Below are 19,911 nucleotides of genomic sequence, written 5' to 3' on the forward strand. Positions count from 1 at the left end.
GCGGCCCGGTGCCGCGCTGGAGGTCATGGCTGGTCATGGTCACTGCGGTGGATACCCGTTCTCGCCCTACTCATGTCAGTTAAGGAACTTTAGTCCCATCTGTCTCACTTGAGCTTGACACAGAGGGTGGCCAGCGCCCACGCCTGGGCAACATATTGCACTACATTACCGGGCAGACGTCCGCAACACAGCCGCTTAAGCGGCCTCTAGAGGAGGCCAGTTGTCACAAGCACCGACGACATTCATGCAGGTCATGATCGTGATTCTGTTAGTCCTACCAGGTGTCTCGTACCAGTTCGTACGTGAGCGTCTCCGCGGCCTCGCCCCTGGCCACAAGGAACTCGGAGAGCGAGTGCTCCGCGCCTTGACCGCCGGCATTGTGCTTGACACTGTTTATGTGGTTTTGGGGGGAGAATGGCTCGTTCGACTGTTTTACGATCGACAGCAAGGCTGGCTTGCCGACGCGGCGACAAACCCTCGCCTGGCAGCATTGGCGGCCCTGCTGCTGCTCGTTGTGATTCCAGCCGGCAGTGCATGGCTTGTTGGCTGGTTGGCTGTACGCGGCACAGGCTCCGCGTACAAGCCGACGCCGACAGCTTGGGACGATGCTTTCAGTAAGCGCGCGCATTGCTTCGTACGAGCGCGTCTCAAGAGTGGCCACTGGGTGGGCGGCTGGTATGGTGAGAGATCATTCGCATCAGGCTATCCTCAGTCCGCAGACGTCTACCTGCAAACGGCATGGGCGCTCTCGAAGGCCGGCCGTTTCGAGCACTCGCTCCCATACAGCGGCGGAGTCTACATTCGAATGGACGAAGTCGAATGCCTGGACTTCATAGAAGCTCCCCGAGAGGAAGGAGGCAGTACCGATGAGTGAAACGCGCCCCATGTTCGATCCTGCTGAGAAGAAGGGCTATCGCCCCGTTGGCCATGTGCCTGAGCCCAAGCAAGCCCCTCCCACACCAGCACCGATCGCCGAGACGGACGTGGCAGACTCCGATCAAGCTCAGTCCCCTAGCAGCTAAGCCCGTCCCGCCAGCGGCCGCGACGCGCTGAGATAGTGACGAGCGCGTCGTGCCCGTCTGGCGGCTACTGGATAACGCAGAGCCGAGAGCTCATTAGCTAGGTTGTCCCTGACCAGCCAGCGTACGATCAGCCTCAGTCGCAAGCGAGGAAAAGCGTCCGAACTCGTAACTGCGGTACGTATCGGGGCAGCATACGGGCCCAAGCCATACCCGCTCGACGTTGCAGCTTAGTGCCTGGGCCCGCACACTCCCTACACTCCGGTGCGGGGACATACGCGGGATGATCTTGCCGATGGCACGAAGGCCGCAATGCATCTGCGCAGGTCATGGTATGCGAGCCAGCCATACAGGCCACGCTCTCCTAAGGAGGGAGTCAGAGTACCGCCCCTGGGCAGAACTTCTTGGACCTGCGGGCCGATGATCAGGGACCGTCAGTGCGCGGCACGTCCGGAGTCCGCCACGCGGCTTGGCGGGCTACCTGACGGTGGTAAGCGACGTGTGCGATTTTGATCGCGTGCTGCGGAGCGAGGCGGACACTGCCTCTGATCTGGCCGGCGACTTCGTCGTAAACAAGCAGATCGTCCGTGAGGGTGAGGCCACCCCGGTCGAAGAGGACGTGATCGTTCGGGCAAAGACACAGGATGTTGCCGGGCTCGTCGGGGCCGTCGTGCGGCGTGCCGACTGGGCGGATGTGGGCGCCTTCGGCGTACGACCCGCTCGGGAGCCGAAGCTGCAGCCCGCAGATTTGGCAGTGGTGTCCGTGTAAGTCCTTGATCTGCTGCGCAAGAGCGGAATCGCGGATCACTCGCATCGTGGTGGACGGTCGGCGCTGCGGGATCGGGGTGCCCTCGTTCAAGTGCACCTCAGCGTCCGAAACGGTCGATAGCCCCACTGCGGTGAGCAGCGCGTCGTGGTCGACGCCCTGGAAGTACTTCGCCAGGAGGAGCAGCACGATCTGGGCGCGTACGTCCGCCTGCTTGGTCACGATGGTGTGGACCCACGGTTGCAAGCCGCCCGTCGGTGCGTGGTCGCGCATCCATCGCTGGGCAGAGCTCGTGCTGGCCGGTGGGACGTCGGACTCGTCCAGTTCCCAAAGGCCGTCGTGGAACAGCCTGAGCACAGGGAACTCGGGATTTGGCCGGTCGGCGGGATGGCCGAACTTCTCGATGAGCGAGGAGATCTCGGCACTTGTCCGCGCCCAGGTCTCCAGGCGCGGCTCCGTCTGTGCGGCTCGGCCTAACGCCCATAACAGCGTCAGCGGTTGATGCCGGCGGGGTTGGTCGGTCAGCTTGGACCTGTCGGTGCGGAGCGAATCGATCTTCAGGAGCAAGGTCTCGATCGTGTGCTCGCCGAGTTCCAGGCCAGGGGCGGAGACTTCGAATCCCAGGCGGATGAGCTGGCGTGCCACGGTCTCCCTACCGCCGGAGAACTCCTCGGGCAGGAGCGGTCGCCCCGTGACTCCGCGGTGGGCCACTCCCGCGATGGCCTTCGAGTCGTAGCGACGACCCTCATGAACGAGGAAGTATCCGCGGGCCGGCCCGTACCCGTACGTCTCCAGGAACGCATCCCGGCCCATCCGGTCGTACTCCGCCATGGCGGCGAGGATCATTTCACGACGAAGATCGGAGAGTCCCACAGCGCAAGCTTATAGTCCGATTTATCGCGACACAGGCTTGCTTAAGCCCCTAGTCACCATTGCGATCGCATGCCGAAAAGCCTGCAGTCCCGGCATCAGGTTCAGGGTTCGGTGAGCCCAAGGCCGCGCCCAGGTGGACCAGCCCACGCCGGCTGACTGACTGCTGCCGACGGGGCTATCGTCCTTGGCCATGACTGAGTCCACCTACCTGCATGCCACCCAAGTGGCCTACGACACCGTCGCTGCCGACTACGCCGAGCTCCTCCGCGACGAGCTGGTGAGCAAGCCGCTCGATCGCGCCATGCTGGCCGCGTTCGCCGAAGTCGTGCAGGCATCGGGTGCCAAGGAGGTCGCGTACCTCGGCTGCGGCCCCGGCCGTATCACTGCCCACCTGCAGTCTCTCGGGGCTCCGGTGTTCGAAAACCGGGTCTCATGGCAGCAAGAGCGCCCGCAGGGCGAACCTGACCCTCAGGGCATCCAAGGATGTGAACGGACATAGGTTTCTCCAGGGAGATGGCCACGTCGTTCGTGCTGAGCGGCCAACTGAAGTCCAGGTGGACGGCCACCGCGTGTCCGGATGTGCGGCCATCCCGCGAGCACCCAGCGATCTTCGACGATCGCGGGGGTTGAACCACAATCGACGTCAGCGGCGCTAGCGCGCCGGGAGTTATCACCAGTGAGCGTTCCGATGGGGCGGGCGCCGTTTGCCTGCAGAGGCTGTCGGGTTGTTCCGGCGCGGTGGTGCGGTCATGCTTCGGGGATGAAGCGACTGCCCGTCTTGGTGACTTTGATGGTGGCCGTGGTTGGTGCTCTGGTGGTGGCGTGCGTGGTGTTCGCGCCCGTTTGGATCATTGGCCATGATCTTGGAGTCGGGGGCCGGTCGGCGTTATCGGCGGGCGATCGGCTCAAGGCGGTCAATGATGTCCGTTCGACGCTCATGCAGGGGCTGGCCGCCGCTGTCGCCCTGGGCGGGATCGCGCTAGGCGCCGTGATGACCCTGCGGCAGATCAAGGTGCATCGGGAAGGACAGTTCATCGATCGATTCACCAAGGCCATCGAGCAACTGTCGAGTGATCATGTGGGGACGCGTATGGGGGGCGTCTATGCGCTGGAGCAGATCGCCGAGGTGGCCCCGCACTACCGTGGCCATATCGCAGCTCTGCTGGCCTCGTTCGTCAGGCAGCAGGCGCCATGGCCGCCGTCTCGGCCGATGCAGGAGGTGGACGCCGAGCGGCAGCGTTACCACGGCGGGCTCCGTGATGACATCGGCAGTGCAATGGCGGCCCTCGGCCGACGTGCGATGATCCCGTCCGGCGTCGGCATCGAACTGGAGAAGGTCGACCTGCGCGGTGCCGATCTGGCCGGTCTTGACCTGAGCAGGTTCTGCTTCGCCGACTCCAACCTTGACGACGTCATCCTGGCCGGATGCGATCTGTCGGAGACGACCTTCGCAGGGGCGAGCCTGCGGAACGCCGACCTGACCGGCGCGGTGCTCACCGGTGCCGACTTCGCCGACGCCGATCTGGAGGGCGTCGCGGGCATCGGCGTGACCCCCGCGGAGTCGGCCCCTGCTGGTGATCGCGACACCACCCGAACCGATGGCCAGACCGAGGCCCATCCATGGCCAGGGCTTCAAGATCACTAGCACCTGAGCACCCGCATGTCGGCAGACACGGGCCGGGTCCTGCGGGCTGCGAGCGGTGGGTACGGCGTCGACGTCGTGCTCGACTTCGCGGGCACAAGGTGATCTCGATCGGCCGGTCCGGCGCGCTCCGCGTCGAGGTGGAGCGGTACCCGCCCTCCGCCGCCCGCGAGGCGTTGGCCCGGCTGCGCGCCGGGCAGCTGAAGGGGCGAGCCGAGCTGGTCTCCGATTGACGTCGGCGGCGGAGGTGTCGTCGGCGGCGGTTCGCAACAAACCCTGCTGGCGACGGACGCGCGACACAGTCCGGTGAGGAGCGCGGAGATCCTTCACCCCGCCCAGGCCTCCTCGCCGGTGGTGACCGGGCCGCCGGTCTTCACTGACCTCTCGATGGCGACGCTGATCAGGTGGTCCTGGCAGGCCTGGGCGAGCGGGTACGGTGGCGGGCCCTCCTGGCGTGCCCAGGCGCCCGTGCGCTCGAGGATGTCCGCGACCGCGATGTCGTCGTCGGACCGGGCCGCGCCGGTGAACGGGTTGCGATAGATCACTCGCCCGTCGAAGCTGATGTGCTTGAGGTCACGCAACTCCAGGTTGAGGTCGATGCCGGTCTCTCGCCGGATCAGCCGGGACTCCACCGGCGTCACGGGGTCGATCAGCCGGACCACCCGGTCGTCGACCAACTCGCCGATCGAGCCGCGCACCACGATGCGCCGCATGCGCAGGGGATTCCACCACTGGTTGTCGGTGAAGTCGTACAGGCCCATCCTGCCGCCGAAGTCGATGGTGGCGATGGTCGTGGTCAGCCGTTGCGGCCTGTCGTCCCCGGTCCACCCGTCGGACCCGAGCGGGTCGGCGAGCGGTGCTTCGAACGCGCCGGCATGTACCTCGGCGGCCTCGAAGCCGATGCCGAGCAGGCCGCGGATCAGCGACACCGCGTGGTACAGGTGGGTCGAGGAGACTTGGACCGAGGTGGGCTCGCCGATGACGCCCTCCCGCACGAGTGCCAGCCGGGCCGCGTGTCCGGGCATCAGGAGGTATTGCTCGGCCACCTGGACCAGGCGGGTGCCGCCCACGTCCCGCCACAATGAGCGCAGCCCGGCGAGGTCCGGCGCGGGTGGCGTCTCGGCGAGCACCGGCATCCCGTGCCCGGCCACCTCGCGGATCGTGTCCGGCATCGCGGCCCATGGCACCGCCGCGGCGATGTAGTCGGGCCGATCACGCCGGAGCAGCTCGTCAACCGAGCGGAAGGCCGGTACGCCCCACTCGGCGGTGATCTCGCGGCCCCGATCCGCGCTGCGGGTCACGACGCCGCTGACCCGGAGCCGGTCCGGCATGGCCGCGGCCAACCGCAGGAAGAACCGGGTCCGCCGCCCGCTGCCGATCGCCCCGAACGTCGTTGTCATGAAAGCCAGACCTCCTTGGGAGCCGGAGCGATCTCCTGCCGGAGCGACTCCGGAATCGCGTACTCGGCACGCTCTATTGTCCCGAGCCCAGCAGCGGAGGGCCGCCTACCGGTGGCCGCGCAGGCCGGCCGCCCCGCGGGAGGGGCGCCGCCGAGCGGCATGGCCTCGTGATCAGGTTGCCGACGCCAGGCGGGCCGTCTGCCGTGATGATGCGCACCCGCTTGTACGGGGAGCGAACGGCTCTTATCCTGGCTTCCGCACCACGACATCGAGAAGATCGAAGGTGGGCCGTGAGCCCGCGTCCCCTGGATCCGGAAGAGCCCGAGCGGATGGGCGACTATCGGCTGAGCGGCGTGCTGGGCGAGGGCGGGCAGGGCGTGGTGTACCTCGGGGAAGCGCCGTCGGGCGCCCACGTCGCGATCAAGATGTTGCACCACAGGGCGGCGATCGACGCCGCAAGCCGTCGCCGGTTCCTGCGCGAGGCTGACACCGCCCGCCGACTCGCCCCCTTCTGCACCGCCCGCGTGCTGGACGTGGGCACGCTCCATGGCCGCCCCTACGTGGTCAGCGAGTACATCCCCGGCGGGTCCCTGGCCGAGGCGGTCGCCACCGATGGCCCGCGTACCGGCAGCGGACTGCACCGGCTGGCGGTCGCCACGCTGACGGCCCTGGCCGCGATCCACCGGGCCGGGGTCGTGCACCGCGACTTCAAGCCCGGCAACGTGATCCTCGGCCCCGAGGGTCCGGTGGTCATCGACTTCGGCATCGCCAGCACTGTGGAGCACACCACGACCGCGGCCGGAGTCATGGGCACCCCCGCCTACCTCGCCCCCGAGCAGTTCACCGGGCAGCCGCCCAGCGGGGCGTCGGACATGTTCAGCTGGGCCTGCACGATGGCGTTCGCCGCCACGGGGCGTCGCGCCTTCGGCGGCGCGACGATTCCCGAGCTCATGTTCGCCATCACGGCCGGCGACCCCGACCTGTCCGGCGTGCCGGGCGAGCTCCGCCCGCTGCTGGCCGCCTGCCTGGACAAGGACCCCGGCGCCCGGCCCACCGCCGCCGACCTGCTGCGCAGCCTCACCGGGAACGATCCAGACGTTGCCGGCCGCGCATCCTCGGCGGACACGCGAACCGTAACGGACGCCTCGCCGCCGGGGCGAGAGCCGTCCACCTCGATCCCCCCGAAGTCGCGGCGGTGGATCGTGGGAGTCGCGGCCGGTCTTACGGCGCTGCTTGTCGCGGGCGTGATCCTCATGGTGCAGCGTGAGGCGCCGGCGAGCGGCACGCTTCTCTACAGCGACGACTTCGGCGATCGGGGTAACTGGGACGGCTACACCTTCAGCCCCGACGCCGAAGGCGACAACCGCACCATGCGCGGCTACGAGATCGACCGGGGCGTCTTCTCGCTCATGGCCGACAAGAGCTACCCCAGCAATGCGGCCCTCTCCCCCGTGCCCGTCAAGAATGCGTCCACTGTCGAACGCCAGGTGATGATCGGCGTGACGGCCCAGGTGCAGGAGGGCTCGACGGGCCGGGCAAGCTTCGGGCTCCTGTGCCGCTGGGACGAAGACGTGCCCAACGGGTACGCGTTCCTGCTCGGGCTCGACGGCGTCGCACGCGTTATCAGAAACGCCCAAGGGACCAATCTCGATGTAATGCCTCCCGTACAGGCTGAGGCGCCACGAGCCGGGCAGAAGGTCCGCATCCAGGCCGCCTGCCGGCAGGCCGACGCGGGAACCCGCCTGACGCTGTGGATCGACGGAACCCAGACGATCGACGTCGTCGACTCGGAGACGCTTCCCGACAGCGCGACCAGTCAGGTCGGCCTGGCCGCGCGGGTGCCGGAGGCCGGAGGCGGGGTCATCACCGTGTCGTTCGACGACTTCACCCTCCACCGGCCTCAGTGAAGGGTGCCAACACCAGGCCCAAGGCGCTGGCGTGGCGGGGTTGAAGCCTCTCGTGAGCAGCCAGAGTGCGAGGACCCCTTCGACCAGGTCGACCGGAAGGTCCGCCCACGCTCCGGCACTGGGCACTGCAAACCCTCGCATACTCCGCCTCCTTTCAGGGACGGCCCCACGACGCCGAGCGGTACTTCGACGAGGCGGCCACCGTCGACGTCCCTGAAGGCTCGCTCTCGGCCAACAAGGCCGTCCAGGCGCAGACGGCATTCCGCCGCGGCCACCGAGGCCGAGTCCTCTCCTCACTCAGGGGCGAACCTGGACCGCAAGGCTCGACTGGGCCCGCGGGTGCCGCCGGAAACGACGGCAAGAGCGCCTACGAGATCGCCCTAGAAAACGGCTTCACCGGAACCGAAGCTGAATTCCTTGCCTCACTCAAGGGCGCAGACGGGAAAGACGGCAAGGACGGCGCTCCCCGGCATCAGGTCCACGCGCATAATCAGGGCAGAGTTCCAGAACCACTACGGAGGGTTCTACGGTGCAACCCTTCAGTGTGCCGATGGCGAGGTAGTTATCGGCGGTGGTCAGCATATCTGGTGGCATCCGTCTCCTGGCACTATCACCACAGTTAACGGACCAGTACGGAGCGATGGAATACCCAGCACAAGGGATTGGACTGTTCGAATCAAGATCCCTGAGGGAGGAACCATCCAAACCGGTGCGGTCGCCTTCGCGATCTGCGCTCCGTCTGCGTAGTTCGAATAGCAGCGGCAGCTTTAATTGGAAGAGTTCATGCTAGTCAGGGGCCGATTTCTCAATGAGATCGGCCCTCATCGTTCTTTCCTCCCAGGCCTCCGGAAGACGCAGCTCTGGACGTGATCTTTAAACTGCGCAGTGTTGCGCTGTCACGGTATGGTCCCGTTTGACGGTCTTTCCGACATCGCGTCCGCTACGAGCGGCGCACACCAGGCCGATCCCCCATGAACGACCGGTACGCAAAAGCTCTATCGGATACCAAACCGATGCAGGAACGTTCCATCGGTATCTTAATCCCATCAATATGATTGATTTGGATCATTTCCCCCACCCCAGGAGTATCCCTGTGCGTACCCGATCTCTGCTGACGGCCGCCATGCTGGCCGCTGGGGTGGTCGTCGTCTCCCAGCCCGCCTACGCGGCGGGCCCGGCCATTCAAATCACCAAGATCTACTACGACTCGCCCGGCTCGCCGGACTTCGGCGCGAACAGCAGCCTGAACGGCGAGTACGCACAGATCAAGAACACGACCAAGAAGGCCGTCAGCCTCAAGGGGTGGACCCTCCGCGACAAGACGAACCGGTCGGATCACGTTTACACATTCGGCGCATTCACCCTCGGAGCCGGGAAGACGGTCACCGTGCGGACCGGCAAAGGTAAGAACACCACCACCACGCGCTACTGGGGCAGGAGCGGGGGGACCTTCGCCTACATCTGGAACCAGGCCAGGGACACCGCGTACCTGCGGAACCCGTCTGGCACGCTGGTGGACTCCTGCTCGTACAACTCGACGCGGGACGACTACAAGATCTGCTGACCTCGACCGGACATGCAAACGGCCCCCGGCAGGTGCCGGTATCACCTTCAGGGTTCGGTGAGACCAAGGCCGCGCCCAGGTGGACCAGCCCACGCCGGCTGACTGACTGCTGCCGACGGGGCTATCGTCCTTGGCCATGACTGAGTCCACCTACCTGCATGCCACCCAAGTGGCCTACGACACCGTCGCTGCCGACTATGCCGAGCTCCTCCGCGACGAGCTGGTGAGCAAGCCGCTGGATCGCGCCATGCTGGCCGCGTTCGCCGAAGTCGTGCAGGCATCGGGCGCCAAGGAAGTCGCGGACCTCGGCTGCGGCCCCGGCCGCATCACTGCCCACCTGCAGTCTCTCGGGGTGAACGCTTTCGGCATCGACCTGTCGCCGGAGATGGTCGCAGTCGCCCGCCGTGACCATCCGGATCTGCGGTTCGAAGAGGGATCGATGACCGCCTTGAACCTGGCCGACGAGGCTGTTGATGGCGCCGTCGCCTGGTACTCGACCGTCCACACCCCGCCAGAGGTGTTGCCGACAGTATTCACCGAGATTCATCGGGTGCTGACCCCGGGCGGTCATCTGCTGATTGCGTTCAAGGTTGGTGATGAACGTCGCCACGCGAGCCAAGGCTATGGTCACAAGCTGTCGCTCGATATCTACTGGATGCCCCCGGAGCACATCGCCGAACTCCTGAGCAATGCCGGGCTTGTCCTGGACGCTCAGCTGATCCGCGAGCCTGACGAGAGCGAGAGGCCCCGGTCGGGCCGGCAAGCCTTCTTCCTGGCCCACAAGCCCTACGAGTCCTAGCCCACCGCGACTTGGCGGCGGTACCGGCCGGGCTCAATCACGAAGGCTGACCTGGCAGGGATCGGCCATGCACACGACGACGGCGTCCTTCCGCCCGTTGGACCCAGCCGAGGAACACACCGTCGGGGCAGTGCGTCGCCAGCGCTGCCGCGATCGCGCCGTGCAGGTTGGCGTCGTTGGGCAGGGCGAGGTGGTGCTCGTCCGGCTCGTCGTAGAGCGACAGGTCGAGCCGCGCCCCCGGGTACCTGCGGACCCCGGCCACGATCCCCGCTTCGCCCACGTATGACAGGGCGACCGAGCGGAGCCTGGACCAGGGATAGTCGTTGATGCCCCGCTCGGTGACGGTCAGTACGCCCATGGCCTTGGCCTGCAGATTTATTCGGATATATCCGGCGATGCCGATGGCCGCCACCAGCACCACGCCGACCATGAAGGCGATGTAGTCCGGGGCGTTCACCCCCCGGTCCTCGGGCAACATCCCGCCGATGACGCCGACCACGATCAGTACGACAGCGGCGATGACGATCATCAGGCAGCCGAACATCCCCCTGTTCTGCCTGAGCGCGGCGGCCCGCAGGTCGAAGGCGGTTCCGTCGGGCGGCTGGCGGAGCACCTTCGCCTCTACAGTGGACTGGCTCCACCGCTTGACATCCTCGCGGCCGAGCAGCACCCCGCCGACGATGCCGCACAGCGCGGCCGCAACCCCGATCAGCTGCGACGGGTACACCTTGCCACCGGTGATCCCGATGGCTATGGCGGCGCCGCCGATCATGATTGGGCAGATCGCGAAGAGCGCCTTGCGCATCAGCCCGATCGCCATCGGCCCGCCCAGCCAGACCCGGGCAAGCCAGAAATACCAGGCCGAGCTCCAGAACACCCCCGCGAAGATCTCGAAGGGGGCGGCGTCGTTTCGCCAGACGAGCACGATGCCGCCGATGAGACCGAGCCAGAGGATGGCGAGCAGACCGACGGCCAGCTTGTGGGCGAGGGGACGCTGCATGCGCGGAATCCTAGCCCTCCAGGTGGATCGCCCCAGACGGGCAAGTTTGTACGGCGCGCCGTACATTCGGGGCGTTCGCCGCGTCGGCACCACCCAGCGACGGCGATCACCACGAGCCCGCCCGCTCCCGGCCATGGACATGGCGCCGGTTCGCGTCGAGATTGGTCGGCAGGCGTGGTCATCGCGCTGGCAGGCGCCGATCGGACGACATGAGGAGCGCGCATGAGGATCGTGGAACTCACCTCGGTGGACGGGTACATCGCCTTTGACCTGGACTGCCCGACGAGCGCAGGCGGCACGCGGCTCGCCCCGGACGTCACCCGCGGCGAAGCCGGGCTGCTGGCGCGGGCGATGACGTACAAGCTGGCCGTGCTCGGCGAGCGGATCGGCGGTGCCAAGGCGGTGCTGCGGGCCAAGGCCGAGGACCGGGCGGCCACCGTGGCCCGCTATTGCCAGGAGATCACTCCGCTGGTCGAGAAGGGCGTTTTCCTCACGGCCTCGGATCTGGGCACGCGTACGCAGGACTTCGCCCCGCTGCCTGGCTACCGTACCGACTCGGTGATGCACCAAGAGGTCGGCGGCGAGCTGGTGGACACCATCGTGACCGGCTTGGGCGTGGTCGTTGCCGCGGAGACCGCGCTCGGCGGTCTGGCCGGGCGAACGCTCGCGGTGGAGGGGTTCGGCAAGGTGGGTGGCGCCGTCGTGCGGGAGGCCGCGCGGCGGGGCGCGCGCATCGTCGCCCTCTCGACCCTGCACGGTTGCGTGGCCGACCCCTCCGGGCTGGACGTCACCGCCCTGGAAGGGCTGCGCGCGGAGCACGGCGACGCCTGTGTAGGCCGGCTCGGTCTGCCCGTGCACCCGGCTGGGGCACTGTACGAGGCGGCCGCGGACGTGCTGGTGCCCGGCGCGCGGACCGGGGCCCTGACCGCCGAGCGCGCCGCCCGGGTACGCGCCCGCGTGGTCGCCCCGGCGGCGAACGTGCCCTACACCGCGGCCGGGCTGCGTACGCTGCTGGAGCGTGGCGTGGTGACGCTGGCGGACTTCGTCTGCGGGGCCGGCGCCACGATCGGCTACCTCGCCGAACGGGCCGGCCAGGTCTCCGACGCCGCCTCGGCAGCGGCCCTGGTGGGGCAGCGGGTTGGCTGGCTTACCGCCACGTCGCTGGAGCATCCCGGCGGCCCGTTCGCGGGCTCGTGCGCCGTGGCGGAGGGGTTCCTCGCCACCTGGCGCGACTCGGGCGACCTCCCCGATGGCCCGCCCCTCGCTCCCGAGCCGGGGCGGTGAGGCCCCGCACCGCGCGGGTGTGCTGCTGGGGCACGTCCGGGCGTCGGCTGCCGCGGCGACCAACGTGCGCGGCAGTCTCGACCGGCTGTTCGACGAGGGGACGGGCAATCGGATGGGTTCGGCGTTCGCGATCCGGCAGTACGGCCAGCTCCTGCTGCTCGAGGTGCTGCGCGCCTACGTCGACCAAACCGAGCTGCCCCCGGGATGGCTGCTGTCGCTTGCCGTTGGAGCTGTCGGTGTCCGCAACGCGCTCAGCAGCATGGGCAGCGACCGATGGAGCTCCCGCTCCCAGTACGCCGGCGAATGCGTGCCCCGCCCGTAGAAGTCGGTGGTCACGCGCACCCCGACCCGCTCCAGCCGCCTGGCCAGTGAGCGGCTCAGCACGTTGTCGAACGCCTCGATCTCGTCGGCCTTCGCTCCGGCCTCGTCCAGCGGGCCGGGACGCCCGTCACCACAGCTCAGGAACACCGGAACGGGCCGCAGCCGCCGAGCCAGCGCGTACGGGTCGTGGCGTTTCCAGATCGCGCGCTGGGCGACGGGATCGCCCCAGAGCCCGCGGTACTCCGGCGCCTCCTTGAACGCCTCCCGCCACCTGCGCACGTGCTCGGGATGCAGCAGGTGGACGGGCCCGCTGTAGCTGGCCACCGCCCGGAACAGCCCGGGATGCCGAGCGGCGTAGACCAAAGCCCCGTAGCCGCCCATGGACAGGCCCGCGACGACCCGCCGCTTGCCTGCGCCGTAGTCGCGTTCGAGGATGCGGCGCATCTCGGTCAGGTGGAACGTCTCCCATGCCGGTGGCCCGTACGCCCCGTCGTTCCACCAGTTCGTGTAGTAGCCGGCGAACCCGGCCTCCGGCATCACGACCAGGACGTCGCGCAGCTCGGCGAGCCGTTCGACGTCGCTGTCACGGGTCCAGGTCTCATGCGAGTCACCTATGCCATGCAGCAGGTAGAGCACCGGCCAGCGGTCACGGGGGCCGCGCCGCTGCCAGCCGTCCGGGGTGAGAAGCCGTACCTTCGCGGTCTTGCCGAGGGCGGGCGAGTCGATGGTCAGGTCGACGACGCGGGGCCGTACCCGCTGCTCGTCGACGACATGCGCGCGGGCCGGCGCGGCGAGCGCGGCCGGCCCGAGCCCGACGGTGGCGCAGAGCGCCAGCAGGGCGGCGAGGAGGATCGACACCGTCCTCCGGACGCCGCGGGATCTCCATATGCGAGTCATGGCAAACAGCGTCAGCCGCCACCGTCATGCGCAGCATCGGGTACGGCCCCTGGCTGCACCCCGGCCACACCCCGACTCATCGTCAGGCGCAACAGCCGTCCCGTTCCTGGACATGTCGCAGGGAACCCCGAACCCCGCGGCGCGACACCCCTGGCCGCTTCCTCCGACGGAGACCGATCAGGATCCGGCCAGTACGGGTCCGACCGTTGTGGGGCTGACACGATGGCCGCGCCGTCCAGCTCGAAGATGCTCAGCTCGACTCGGCCGGCCGGGCCGGTGGCCTGCGGCGTCGGCTGGCGCCCGATCGGTGCTCATGCCGATCGACTACCCCGGACGTTTGAGTCCTCTCGCCGACAGAAAGACCTGAACAACTCCGCTCGAAACCGTCCGGACCAAGGTGTCGTGTCGCTGGCCAGAACCGTCCCGGCCGCCAACTTCATCCGGAAGGGACAGCTGCGACTGCTGACCGTGCCACCGCTGACCTATCTCAACCGCTGGCGGATGCTGCTGGCGCAGCGCGCTCTTCGTGACGGCGATGTCCGCGTCGGGTCGCTGGCGGTCGAGCTGGGGTACGCGTCCGAGAGCGCTTTCAGCACCGCGTTCAAACGGGAGGTGGGTGAGTCACCGCTGCGCTACCGCTTCCGGGTACGCGATGAACGGTCTGCCCGCGCCGAGCCTTTGTCGATGTGAGGAGGGACTTGGGCCTTGGAGCGCACGATTATCCGTTGGTGTCGTACGCGGTCGATCGCCCACACTTGCCTGCTGTGATGACTCTGCACGTCTTCGACATGGACGGAACGCTGCTCGAGGGAACGTCTGCCAGCCTGCAGATCGCCCGGCATCTCGGATCTACGGAGGAGCTGGTCGAGTTGGAAAGGCGGTTCGCGGCCGGTGAGATCGACACCCGAGGGTTCGCGGCCGCCATCCATGAGCTGTGGCGAGATCTGACGCCGTCGGCTGTCGCCGAGGCGTTCGCCGCCAGTCCGTGGCTGACCGGTATTCGAGAGGTCTGCACGGACATCCGTGAGCGCGGTGAGCGTTGCGTGGTGATCACCATGTCGCCTAACTTCTTCGCGCGGCATCTTCTTGAGCTGGGCTTCGATGCCGTGGTGGCCTCCCAGTTCCCGGCGCTCCCCCTCCTGGAGCCGCTCGATCCGGCCAAAATCCTCACGCCACGCGACAAGGTCCGCATTGTGGAGGAGATGTGTGAGCAGTACGACCTCGTGCGCTCACGGTGCGTGGCTTACGGGGATTCGATGTCGGATGCTCCGCTGTTCCGGTGGCTGACCAAGACGGTCGCGGTGAACGCCGATCATCACCTTTCTGAACTGGCGACCGTCAGCTATCGCGGCAACGATCTGGCCGAGGCATATGCACTCGGCCGTGCCCTCCTCGCCCGCGATGCGTCGTGATCAATGCCCAACGCCGCAGTCACAACATGGTCGTCTCAACGGGTTCCCATGCACAATGATCAAAGGCGACGCCTGCATCACCTACGAAACTGGACTGCCGTCAACCAACGTGGCAGCAGCCGCCGAATAAGCCCTGAGCTGGGAAATCAGCTTCCCGCTTCCAGCTGGTCTGTATCGAACCGGGATGCGCACGAGGCAGTCACGCCGCCCCCTGCCCGGCTGAGCGTGGCCCGGTCGCATCCCTGGAGCTGGTCCCGCCCGTCGGCACACCGGAGACCGCGCCGATTGTCCGTTAGGCGGGCCCGAGTCTCACTCCAGGGGCAGGGGGCGGCGTGGCACGGGCGCTGTGTGGATGAGAGACGTGGTCGTGTGACCGTACGGGGTGAACAGGTCGAGGATCGGTTCGAGCTCGTCGACCGCCCGCAGGTGCATCGTGAAGTAGAAGCAGTCGTCGCCGGTCATTCTGTAGCACTCGACGATCTGGGGAACTTCCTGGGCGATCTTGGAGATGCGGTGAAGTTCCCGGATCGCCGGGCGGATTCGAACCATCACGGTGACCGGAAAGCCCAGGGCCCGCGGGTCGACCTCGGCGCGATAGCCGGTGATCACTCCGGTCTCCTCCAGCCGCTGCACCCTGTCGGCCACCGCCGGGGCCGACAGGGCGACCCGGCGGCCCAGCTCGGCGAAGCTCACTCTGGCGTCGACCTGCAGCTCGGCGAGAATACGAAGGTCGAGGGCGTCGATTCCCTTGGGTTCGTAGGCCCGCTCGGGTCTGATCTTTCGATTCGCCATTCTCCTAAAATTACGGGTTGGCCGACGATGGGGGTCATGCCGCCCACCGGCCCTCGCGCTGTCCTGTCCGCGGCGCCTCCCTGGACGTACTTCATCGGGAGCGCCGTCTTCCACTACCTCGGCCCGGCCTTCGCCGTGCTCTTGTTCGCCAGGCTCGCCCCGCTCGGGGTCGCGGCACTGAGGATCTGGAGCGCCGCACTTGTTTTCGCGCTCTGGCGTCGCCCCTGGCGGACCCTCGCCCGGCTCGACACCGAGGGGCGTCGTACGATCATCGCCTGGGCCGCGGTGCTCGCGGCCATGAACGTCTGTTTCTACCTGGCGATCGCCCGCGTCCCGCTGGGGACCGTCGCCGCGATCGAGTTTCTGCCGGTCATCGCGCTGGCCGCGCTCGGTGCCCGTACGGCACGTAACCTCGTGGCACTCGTGGCGGCCGTCGGCGGTGTCTACGTGCTGACCGGCATCCGGCTGGCCGGGGAGCCACTGGGGTTGGTGTTCGCCTTCGCCAACGCGGTGCTGTTCGCCGCCTACATCATGCTGGCCCACCGTACGGCTCGGCGGCTGCGCGGCATCAGCGGCATCGACGGGCTGGCCGCCGCCATGTTCATCGCCTGCATGTTCGTCGCGCCGGTGGCCGCTTGGCAGGCCGCTCCCGCGGTGATCGACCCCGTCACACTCGCCGCAGGGATCGGGGTGGGGATCTGTTCGTCGGTGATCCCGTACGTGTGCGATCAACTCGCCATGGCACGCATGGCCCGCTCCACGTACGCGTTGCTGGTGGCGCTGCTTCCGGCCACGGCAACGGTGATCGGCATCGTGGTGCTCCGGCAATTCCCCTCACTGGCCGAGCTCGCCGGAGTGGGGCTCGTGGTGCTCTCAGTCGCGCTCCATCGGGAACTTCGGCCTCCTCTAGCCGCGGTGAAGACCACGCTCTCACAGGAAGATAAGACGAAATGCGATACCTGAAGCTGGGCTCGTCGGGACTGCAGGTCTCCCGGATCTGCCTGGGCATGATGACGTACGGCGATCCCAGTTCCTGGGAGTGGCTGCTGCGCGAGGACGCGGCCGAGCCGATCGTACGGCGCGCGGTCGAGGCCGGCGTGACGTTCTTCGACACCGCCGACATGTACTCCGGCGGCGCGAGCGAGGAGATCACCGGCCGGCTGCTCAGCAAGCTCTTCGCGCGCCGCAACGACTACGTTCTCGCCACGAAGGTCTACTTCCCGACGGGGCCGGGCCCGAACGACCGAGGGCTGTCCCGCAAACACGTGCTGGCCGCCATCGACGCCTCGCTGACCAGGCTTGGAACCGACTATGTCGATCTGTACCAGATCCACGCTGGGACCACGAGACGCCGATCGAGGAGACCATGGAGGCCCTGCACGACGTGGTACGGGCCGGCAAGGCACGCTACATCGGGGCCTCCAGCATGTACGCCTGGCAGTTCGCCAAAGCGCAGCACACTGCTCAGACGGCCGGCTGGACCAGGTTCGTGTCGATGCAGAACCACTACAACCTCGTGTACCGGGAGGAGGAACGAGAGATGATCCCGCTCTGCCTGGACCAGAGGGTAGGCGTCATCCCGTGGAGCCCACTGGCACGCGGACTGCTCACCGGGAGCCGCCACCGCGACAGCCGGCCGCGCACGGTCCGATCCGGCAGCGACCGGCTGGCCGACAGCATGTACGAGGACGCAGACTTCGACGTCGTCGACGTCGTGCGTGCGGTCGCCGGCGAACGAGGCCTGCCGCTGGCGCAGCTCGCGCTCGCCTGGCTTCTCGGAAGGCCTGGGGTGACCGCACCGATCGTCGGGGCGAGCAAGGTGGGTCATCTGAACGACGCGATCGCGGCGGTGGAGGTGTCCCTGAGCGAAGAGGAGACGGCCCGCCTGGAGGCCCCCTACCGGCCACACCAGATCATCGGGCACTCTTGAACGGGGCGATGGTGCGGCTCAGTCTCCGGCGGTGAGTTCGGCGCGTGGCGCGGGGGCCGAGCGCCCCACTGACGCCGCGCCCGTCCCAGGCAGGCGTGTGGTTGGCTGGCGGGATGGAATGGATCCTCGGCCGACCCGACACGCCCGATCTGATGTACGCCGTCGACTTCATGAATGCCCGACACACCGACTTGGAGCTATGGGTCCCGGCGATCGAGCTGGTGCGGTGCGGGCAGGTGGTGAAGCCAGCCGTCTTCCTCAAGGTCGGCGAGTACGAGTACAGCACGTGGTCGCAGCGGGTGTTGCTGGAGGCGATGCGGTGGGAGTGGCACCCGCCGAACCCGTACGTGGTGTTCCGCATGTCGATGTTCTTCCGCGACCCGGAGGGCGGCCGCCTGGGGGTCGGTGCGCGGGGTCAGGTCACCGACACCACGTTTGAGTTGGATCAGTACAGCCACCAGCTGGTTTGCGCTGCGCTGTTCGACCCGACCCTGCGCGACCACGTCGACCGGATCACGACGCTGGTGCAGGCGCCAGGTCCCCTGGTGGTGTTCTTCGTCGAGGAGCACGGCACGAATATGAACTACATCCTCTGCCGCGGCGTCAGCGGCGGCGCCCTGTCCCAGCTCCAGGACGCGGTGCACGAGGCGGCGAAGCTGCCATCACCCGACCGGGCAGCTTTCGCGCACGCTTGCGCCGCAGTAGAGGCCGACCAGCTCACGAAGAACTGGTGGAGGTGAGCACCACATATGGGGCTGGAGGCCGCGGCAGGGCTGTGACCGGCAGGGAGCGTGTGCTGTTGTGATCATCTGGTGGTTTAGAGGCTTCGGATCAAGCGCCCGCCAGCGGTCAGAGCGCCACGAATCTGGCGGTCCTGTACGGCCCGTTCAGCCGCGAGGGGTTTCGAGCGGCCAGGGCGTCCAGCCGTCGCCGACCGGCGGGGAGTTCTGGCGGATGGCCTACGGGGATGGCCGTACCAGGAAATTCAACGGAACCAAAGGTCCGGCGATCTCCAGCGATTCAACGAGGACGGCCGCGACGACCTCGCCTTCGCCGGCGGCGACAACAGCGGCGAGATCATCATGACCGACGGCAGGAAAGCGCTGGCCCGTTTCGGCCTGCCGGCTGAATGAGGCGGGCGGACCTCGCCCATCGTCGCGTGGCCGCCGGCAGGCGATACAGCGTTTACGATCATTGACACCCCTTGGCGGCCGATGTTTGACTCGGCCTGGTGTCCGCTAGGTCCTCGGCAGCGCGGCTGCCTCACCAGCCTGGCGTCTATCGCTTCCGCGACCGGCACGGCCGGATCCTTTATCTGGGGCGCGCCACCGATCTTCGGAGCCGGGTGCAGTCTTACTGGGGTGACCTGCGCGATCGTCGGCACCTGGCGAAGATGGTGGCCCAAGTCGCCCGGGTCGAGGCGGTGGCGTGCGGCTCGGTGCACGAGGCCGCATGGCTCGAACGCAACTTGCTGGAAACCCGCATGCCTCCCTGGAATCGCACAGCCGGTGAGGAGACGTCGATCTACATTGTGGTCGACGTGCGTCCGCACACCGCCGGGGTGCGGACGAGCTACGTGGCACGGTTCGATGGGGTCGTCGGCTTCGGTCCCTACCTCGGCGGAACGAGGACACGGCAGGCGGTCTCGGGGCTGCACCGCGCGTTCCCGCTGTCGTACACGCGTGACCGGCTGACAGCCGCCGAACGCGACATTGCCACACGGCGCGGCCTCGGCCCGCAGTCCAGAACACGGCTGGCTGCGGCCGTCGTCTCCGCGCTCGATGGGACGGACGCCGAGACCGCGCGCGAAGTGCTGACAGCGGCGCGCGATCGTGCAGCGGCGGCGCTCAACTTCGAGCTGGCCGCTCGGATCCACAGCGAGCTCGCTGCGCTCGAATGGGTGACGAGCGTCCAGCGCGTCACCGTCGAAGGCGGCGGCGACCAAGACGTGTGCGGGTGGGCGGACGGCCTCGCCGTCACGTTCACCATCCGCGGCGGGCGCCTCAATGGATGGGACCAGCGCGAGTGCGGGTGGGCGGACGTCGCCCGGGCGAGCGCCGTCACACCGCCTGAATGGGCCGAGTTCGCCCAGCGCAATGCCGCGCTGGCTGCAGCGCTCATCCGGGTCTGATGGCGCACCTGACCCCGCTGATCTGGACCCCAGGCGACGGGTGTTGCCGCTTCTAAGCTTGTTCTTTATCCTCCGGATTGTTGTGCTGAGCGGGGTTTGATCGTTTCGGGGACAGCAAGACGGCCTTGAGTGATCATGTGCGGTGTCGAGTCGCTAGTGATCGCTACAAGGCCG

General features: G+C 67.6%; 18 protein-coding genes and 1 pseudogene. 14 read left to right on the top strand and 5 right to left on the bottom strand.

Translation table 11 applies throughout. The features are described 5' to 3' along the window. Positions 1–220 precede the first annotated feature (220 nt). Complete coding sequence (locus Q9G87_RS59625) at positions 221–874, top strand: DUF6338 family protein (RefSeq protein ID WP_305925560.1); 654 nt, start codon at positions 221–223, stop codon at positions 872–874. 569 nt (positions 875–1,443) lie between these two features. Here Q9G87_RS59625 and Q9G87_RS59630 read toward each other — a convergent pair. After that, positions 1,444–2,616, bottom strand: coding sequence for an HNH endonuclease (locus Q9G87_RS59630; RefSeq protein WP_305925561.1), 1,173 nt, complete (start codon positions 2,614–2,616; stop codon positions 1,444–1,446). A gap of 232 nt (positions 2,617–2,848) precedes the next feature. On the opposite strand from Q9G87_RS59630, the gene Q9G87_RS59635 reads away from it, so the two are divergent. From Q9G87_RS59635 to Q9G87_RS59645, 3 genes are all read left to right on the top strand, one after another. Then, positions 2,849–3,157, top strand: coding sequence for a hypothetical protein (locus Q9G87_RS59635; RefSeq protein WP_305925562.1), 309 nt, complete (start codon positions 2,849–2,851; stop codon positions 3,155–3,157). Between the two features lie 177 nt (positions 3,158–3,334). Continuing rightward, the gene (locus Q9G87_RS59640; RefSeq protein ID WP_305925563.1) at positions 3,335–4,303 is read left to right on the top strand and encodes a pentapeptide repeat-containing protein; all 969 of its coding nucleotides are present in this window, start codon (positions 3,335–3,337) and stop codon (positions 4,301–4,303) included. Between the two features lie 98 nt (positions 4,304–4,401). After that, the gene (locus Q9G87_RS59645; protein ID WP_305925564.1) at positions 4,402–4,533 is read left to right on the top strand and encodes a hypothetical protein; all 132 of its coding nucleotides are present in this window, start codon (positions 4,402–4,404) and stop codon (positions 4,531–4,533) included. Positions 4,534–4,626: 93 nt separating this feature from the next. Here Q9G87_RS59645 and Q9G87_RS59650 read toward each other — a convergent pair whose 3' ends face one another. Then, the gene (locus Q9G87_RS59650; protein WP_305925565.1) at positions 4,627–5,700 is read right to left on the bottom strand and encodes a Gfo/Idh/MocA family protein; all 1,074 of its coding nucleotides are present in this window, start codon (positions 5,698–5,700) and stop codon (positions 4,627–4,629) included. Positions 5,701–5,990: 290 nt separating this feature from the next. On the opposite strand from Q9G87_RS59650, the gene Q9G87_RS59655 reads away from it, so the two are divergent. From Q9G87_RS59655 to Q9G87_RS59665, 3 genes are all read left to right on the top strand, one after another. Then, positions 5,991–7,607, top strand: coding sequence for a serine/threonine-protein kinase (locus Q9G87_RS59655; protein WP_305925566.1), 1,617 nt, complete (start codon positions 5,991–5,993; stop codon positions 7,605–7,607). Positions 7,608–8,700: 1,093 nt separating this feature from the next. Then, positions 8,701–9,171 (top strand): lamin tail domain-containing protein, encoded by a 471-nt coding sequence (locus Q9G87_RS59660; protein WP_305925567.1) that lies wholly within the window; start codon positions 8,701–8,703, stop codon positions 9,169–9,171. Positions 9,172–9,307: 136 nt separating this feature from the next. Then, complete coding sequence (locus tag Q9G87_RS59665) at positions 9,308–9,970, top strand: class I SAM-dependent methyltransferase (RefSeq protein WP_305925568.1); 663 nt, start codon at positions 9,308–9,310, stop codon at positions 9,968–9,970. Positions 9,971–10,007: 37 nt separating this feature from the next. Here the strand turns inward: Q9G87_RS59665 and Q9G87_RS59670 are convergent, their stop codons facing one another. After that, on the bottom strand, positions 10,008–10,970 hold the full coding sequence (locus Q9G87_RS59670) for a hypothetical protein (protein WP_305925569.1): 963 nt from the start codon (positions 10,968–10,970) through the stop codon (positions 10,008–10,010). A 222-nt stretch (positions 10,971–11,192) separates the two neighbouring features. Between Q9G87_RS59670 and Q9G87_RS59675 the strand changes: the two genes are divergently transcribed. After that, positions 11,193–12,254 carry a Glu/Leu/Phe/Val dehydrogenase dimerization domain-containing protein gene (locus Q9G87_RS59675; RefSeq protein WP_305925570.1) on the top strand — a complete coding sequence of 354 codons (1,062 nt, stop codon included), beginning with the start codon at positions 11,193–11,195 and terminating at the stop codon, positions 12,252–12,254. 174 nt (positions 12,255–12,428) lie between these two features. Here the strand turns inward: Q9G87_RS59675 and Q9G87_RS59680 are convergent, their stop codons facing one another. Further along, positions 12,429–13,472: an alpha/beta hydrolase gene (locus tag Q9G87_RS59680; protein ID WP_305925571.1), complete on the bottom strand. Its 1,044-nt coding sequence runs from the start codon at positions 13,470–13,472 to the stop codon at positions 12,429–12,431. Positions 13,473–13,874: 402 nt separating this feature from the next. Between Q9G87_RS59680 and Q9G87_RS59685 the strand changes: the two genes are divergently transcribed. Then, positions 13,875–14,162: a helix-turn-helix domain-containing protein gene (locus Q9G87_RS59685; RefSeq protein WP_305925572.1), complete on the top strand. Its 288-nt coding sequence runs from the start codon at positions 13,875–13,877 to the stop codon at positions 14,160–14,162. Positions 14,163–14,239: 77 nt separating this feature from the next. Next, a complete protein-coding gene (locus Q9G87_RS59690; protein WP_305925573.1) occupies positions 14,240–14,884 on the top strand; it encodes an HAD family hydrolase in 645 nt (214 codons plus the stop codon). A gap of 309 nt (positions 14,885–15,193) precedes the next feature. Here Q9G87_RS59690 and Q9G87_RS59695 read toward each other — a convergent pair whose 3' ends face one another. Continuing rightward, positions 15,194–15,676 (bottom strand): Lrp/AsnC family transcriptional regulator, encoded by a 483-nt coding sequence (locus Q9G87_RS59695; RefSeq protein WP_305925574.1) that lies wholly within the window; start codon positions 15,674–15,676, stop codon positions 15,194–15,196. Positions 15,677–15,712: 36 nt separating this feature from the next. Here Q9G87_RS59695 and Q9G87_RS59700 point away from each other — a divergent pair, with 36 nt between their 5' ends. The 4 genes and pseudogenes from Q9G87_RS59700 (at position 15,713) to Q9G87_RS59715 (ending at position 19,737) form a co-directional block, all read left to right on the top strand. Beyond that, positions 15,713–16,639, top strand: a complete 927-nt coding sequence (locus Q9G87_RS59700) for an EamA family transporter (RefSeq protein ID WP_305925575.1) — start codon at positions 15,713–15,715, stop codon at positions 16,637–16,639. Beyond that, positions 16,627–17,606 (top strand): annotated as a pseudogene (locus tag Q9G87_RS59705) (aldo/keto reductase). Before Q9G87_RS59700 ends, Q9G87_RS59705 begins: the two are co-directional and overlap by 13 nt. A gap of 113 nt (positions 17,607–17,719) precedes the next feature. Next, the gene (locus Q9G87_RS59710; RefSeq protein WP_305925576.1) at positions 17,720–18,346 is read left to right on the top strand and encodes a hypothetical protein; all 627 of its coding nucleotides are present in this window, start codon (positions 17,720–17,722) and stop codon (positions 18,344–18,346) included. Between the two features lie 491 nt (positions 18,347–18,837). Further along, positions 18,838–19,737 (top strand): GIY-YIG nuclease family protein, encoded by a 900-nt coding sequence (locus tag Q9G87_RS59715; protein WP_371826024.1) that lies wholly within the window; start codon positions 18,838–18,840, stop codon positions 19,735–19,737. Positions 19,738–19,911: the final 174 nt, after the last annotated feature.

Origin of the sequence: Nonomuraea turcica (assembly GCF_030718205.1) — a bacterium.
Classification (GTDB): domain Bacteria; phylum Actinomycetota; class Actinomycetes; order Streptosporangiales; family Streptosporangiaceae; genus Nonomuraea.

Coding starts and splice junctions, on each gene's coding strand:
- Q9G87_RS59680 (WP_305925571.1), bottom strand. CDS start 13,472: ATGACTCGCATATGGAGATCCCGCGGCGTCCGGAGGACGGTGTCGATC.
- Q9G87_RS59695 (WP_305925574.1), bottom strand. CDS start 15,676: ATGGCGAATCGAAAGATCAGACCCGAGCGGGCCTACGAACCCAAGGGA.
- Q9G87_RS59710 (WP_305925576.1), top strand. CDS start 17,720: ATGGAATGGATCCTCGGCCGACCCGACACGCCCGATCTGATGTACGCC.
- Q9G87_RS59665 (WP_305925568.1), top strand. CDS start 9,308: ATGACTGAGTCCACCTACCTGCATGCCACCCAAGTGGCCTACGACACC.
- Q9G87_RS59675 (WP_305925570.1), top strand. CDS start 11,193: ATGAGGATCGTGGAACTCACCTCGGTGGACGGGTACATCGCCTTTGAC.
- Q9G87_RS59690 (WP_305925573.1), top strand. CDS start 14,240: ATGACTCTGCACGTCTTCGACATGGACGGAACGCTGCTCGAGGGAACG.
- Q9G87_RS59650 (WP_305925565.1), bottom strand. CDS start 5,700: ATGACAACGACGTTCGGGGCGATCGGCAGCGGGCGGCGGACCCGGTTC.
- Q9G87_RS59635 (WP_305925562.1), top strand. CDS start 2,849: ATGACTGAGTCCACCTACCTGCATGCCACCCAAGTGGCCTACGACACC.
- Q9G87_RS59630 (WP_305925561.1), bottom strand. CDS start 2,616: ATGGCGGAGTACGACCGGATGGGCCGGGATGCGTTCCTGGAGACGTAC.
- Q9G87_RS59700 (WP_305925575.1), top strand. CDS start 15,713: ATGCCGCCCACCGGCCCTCGCGCTGTCCTGTCCGCGGCGCCTCCCTGG.
- Q9G87_RS59670 (WP_305925569.1), bottom strand. CDS start 10,970: ATGCAGCGTCCCCTCGCCCACAAGCTGGCCGTCGGTCTGCTCGCCATC.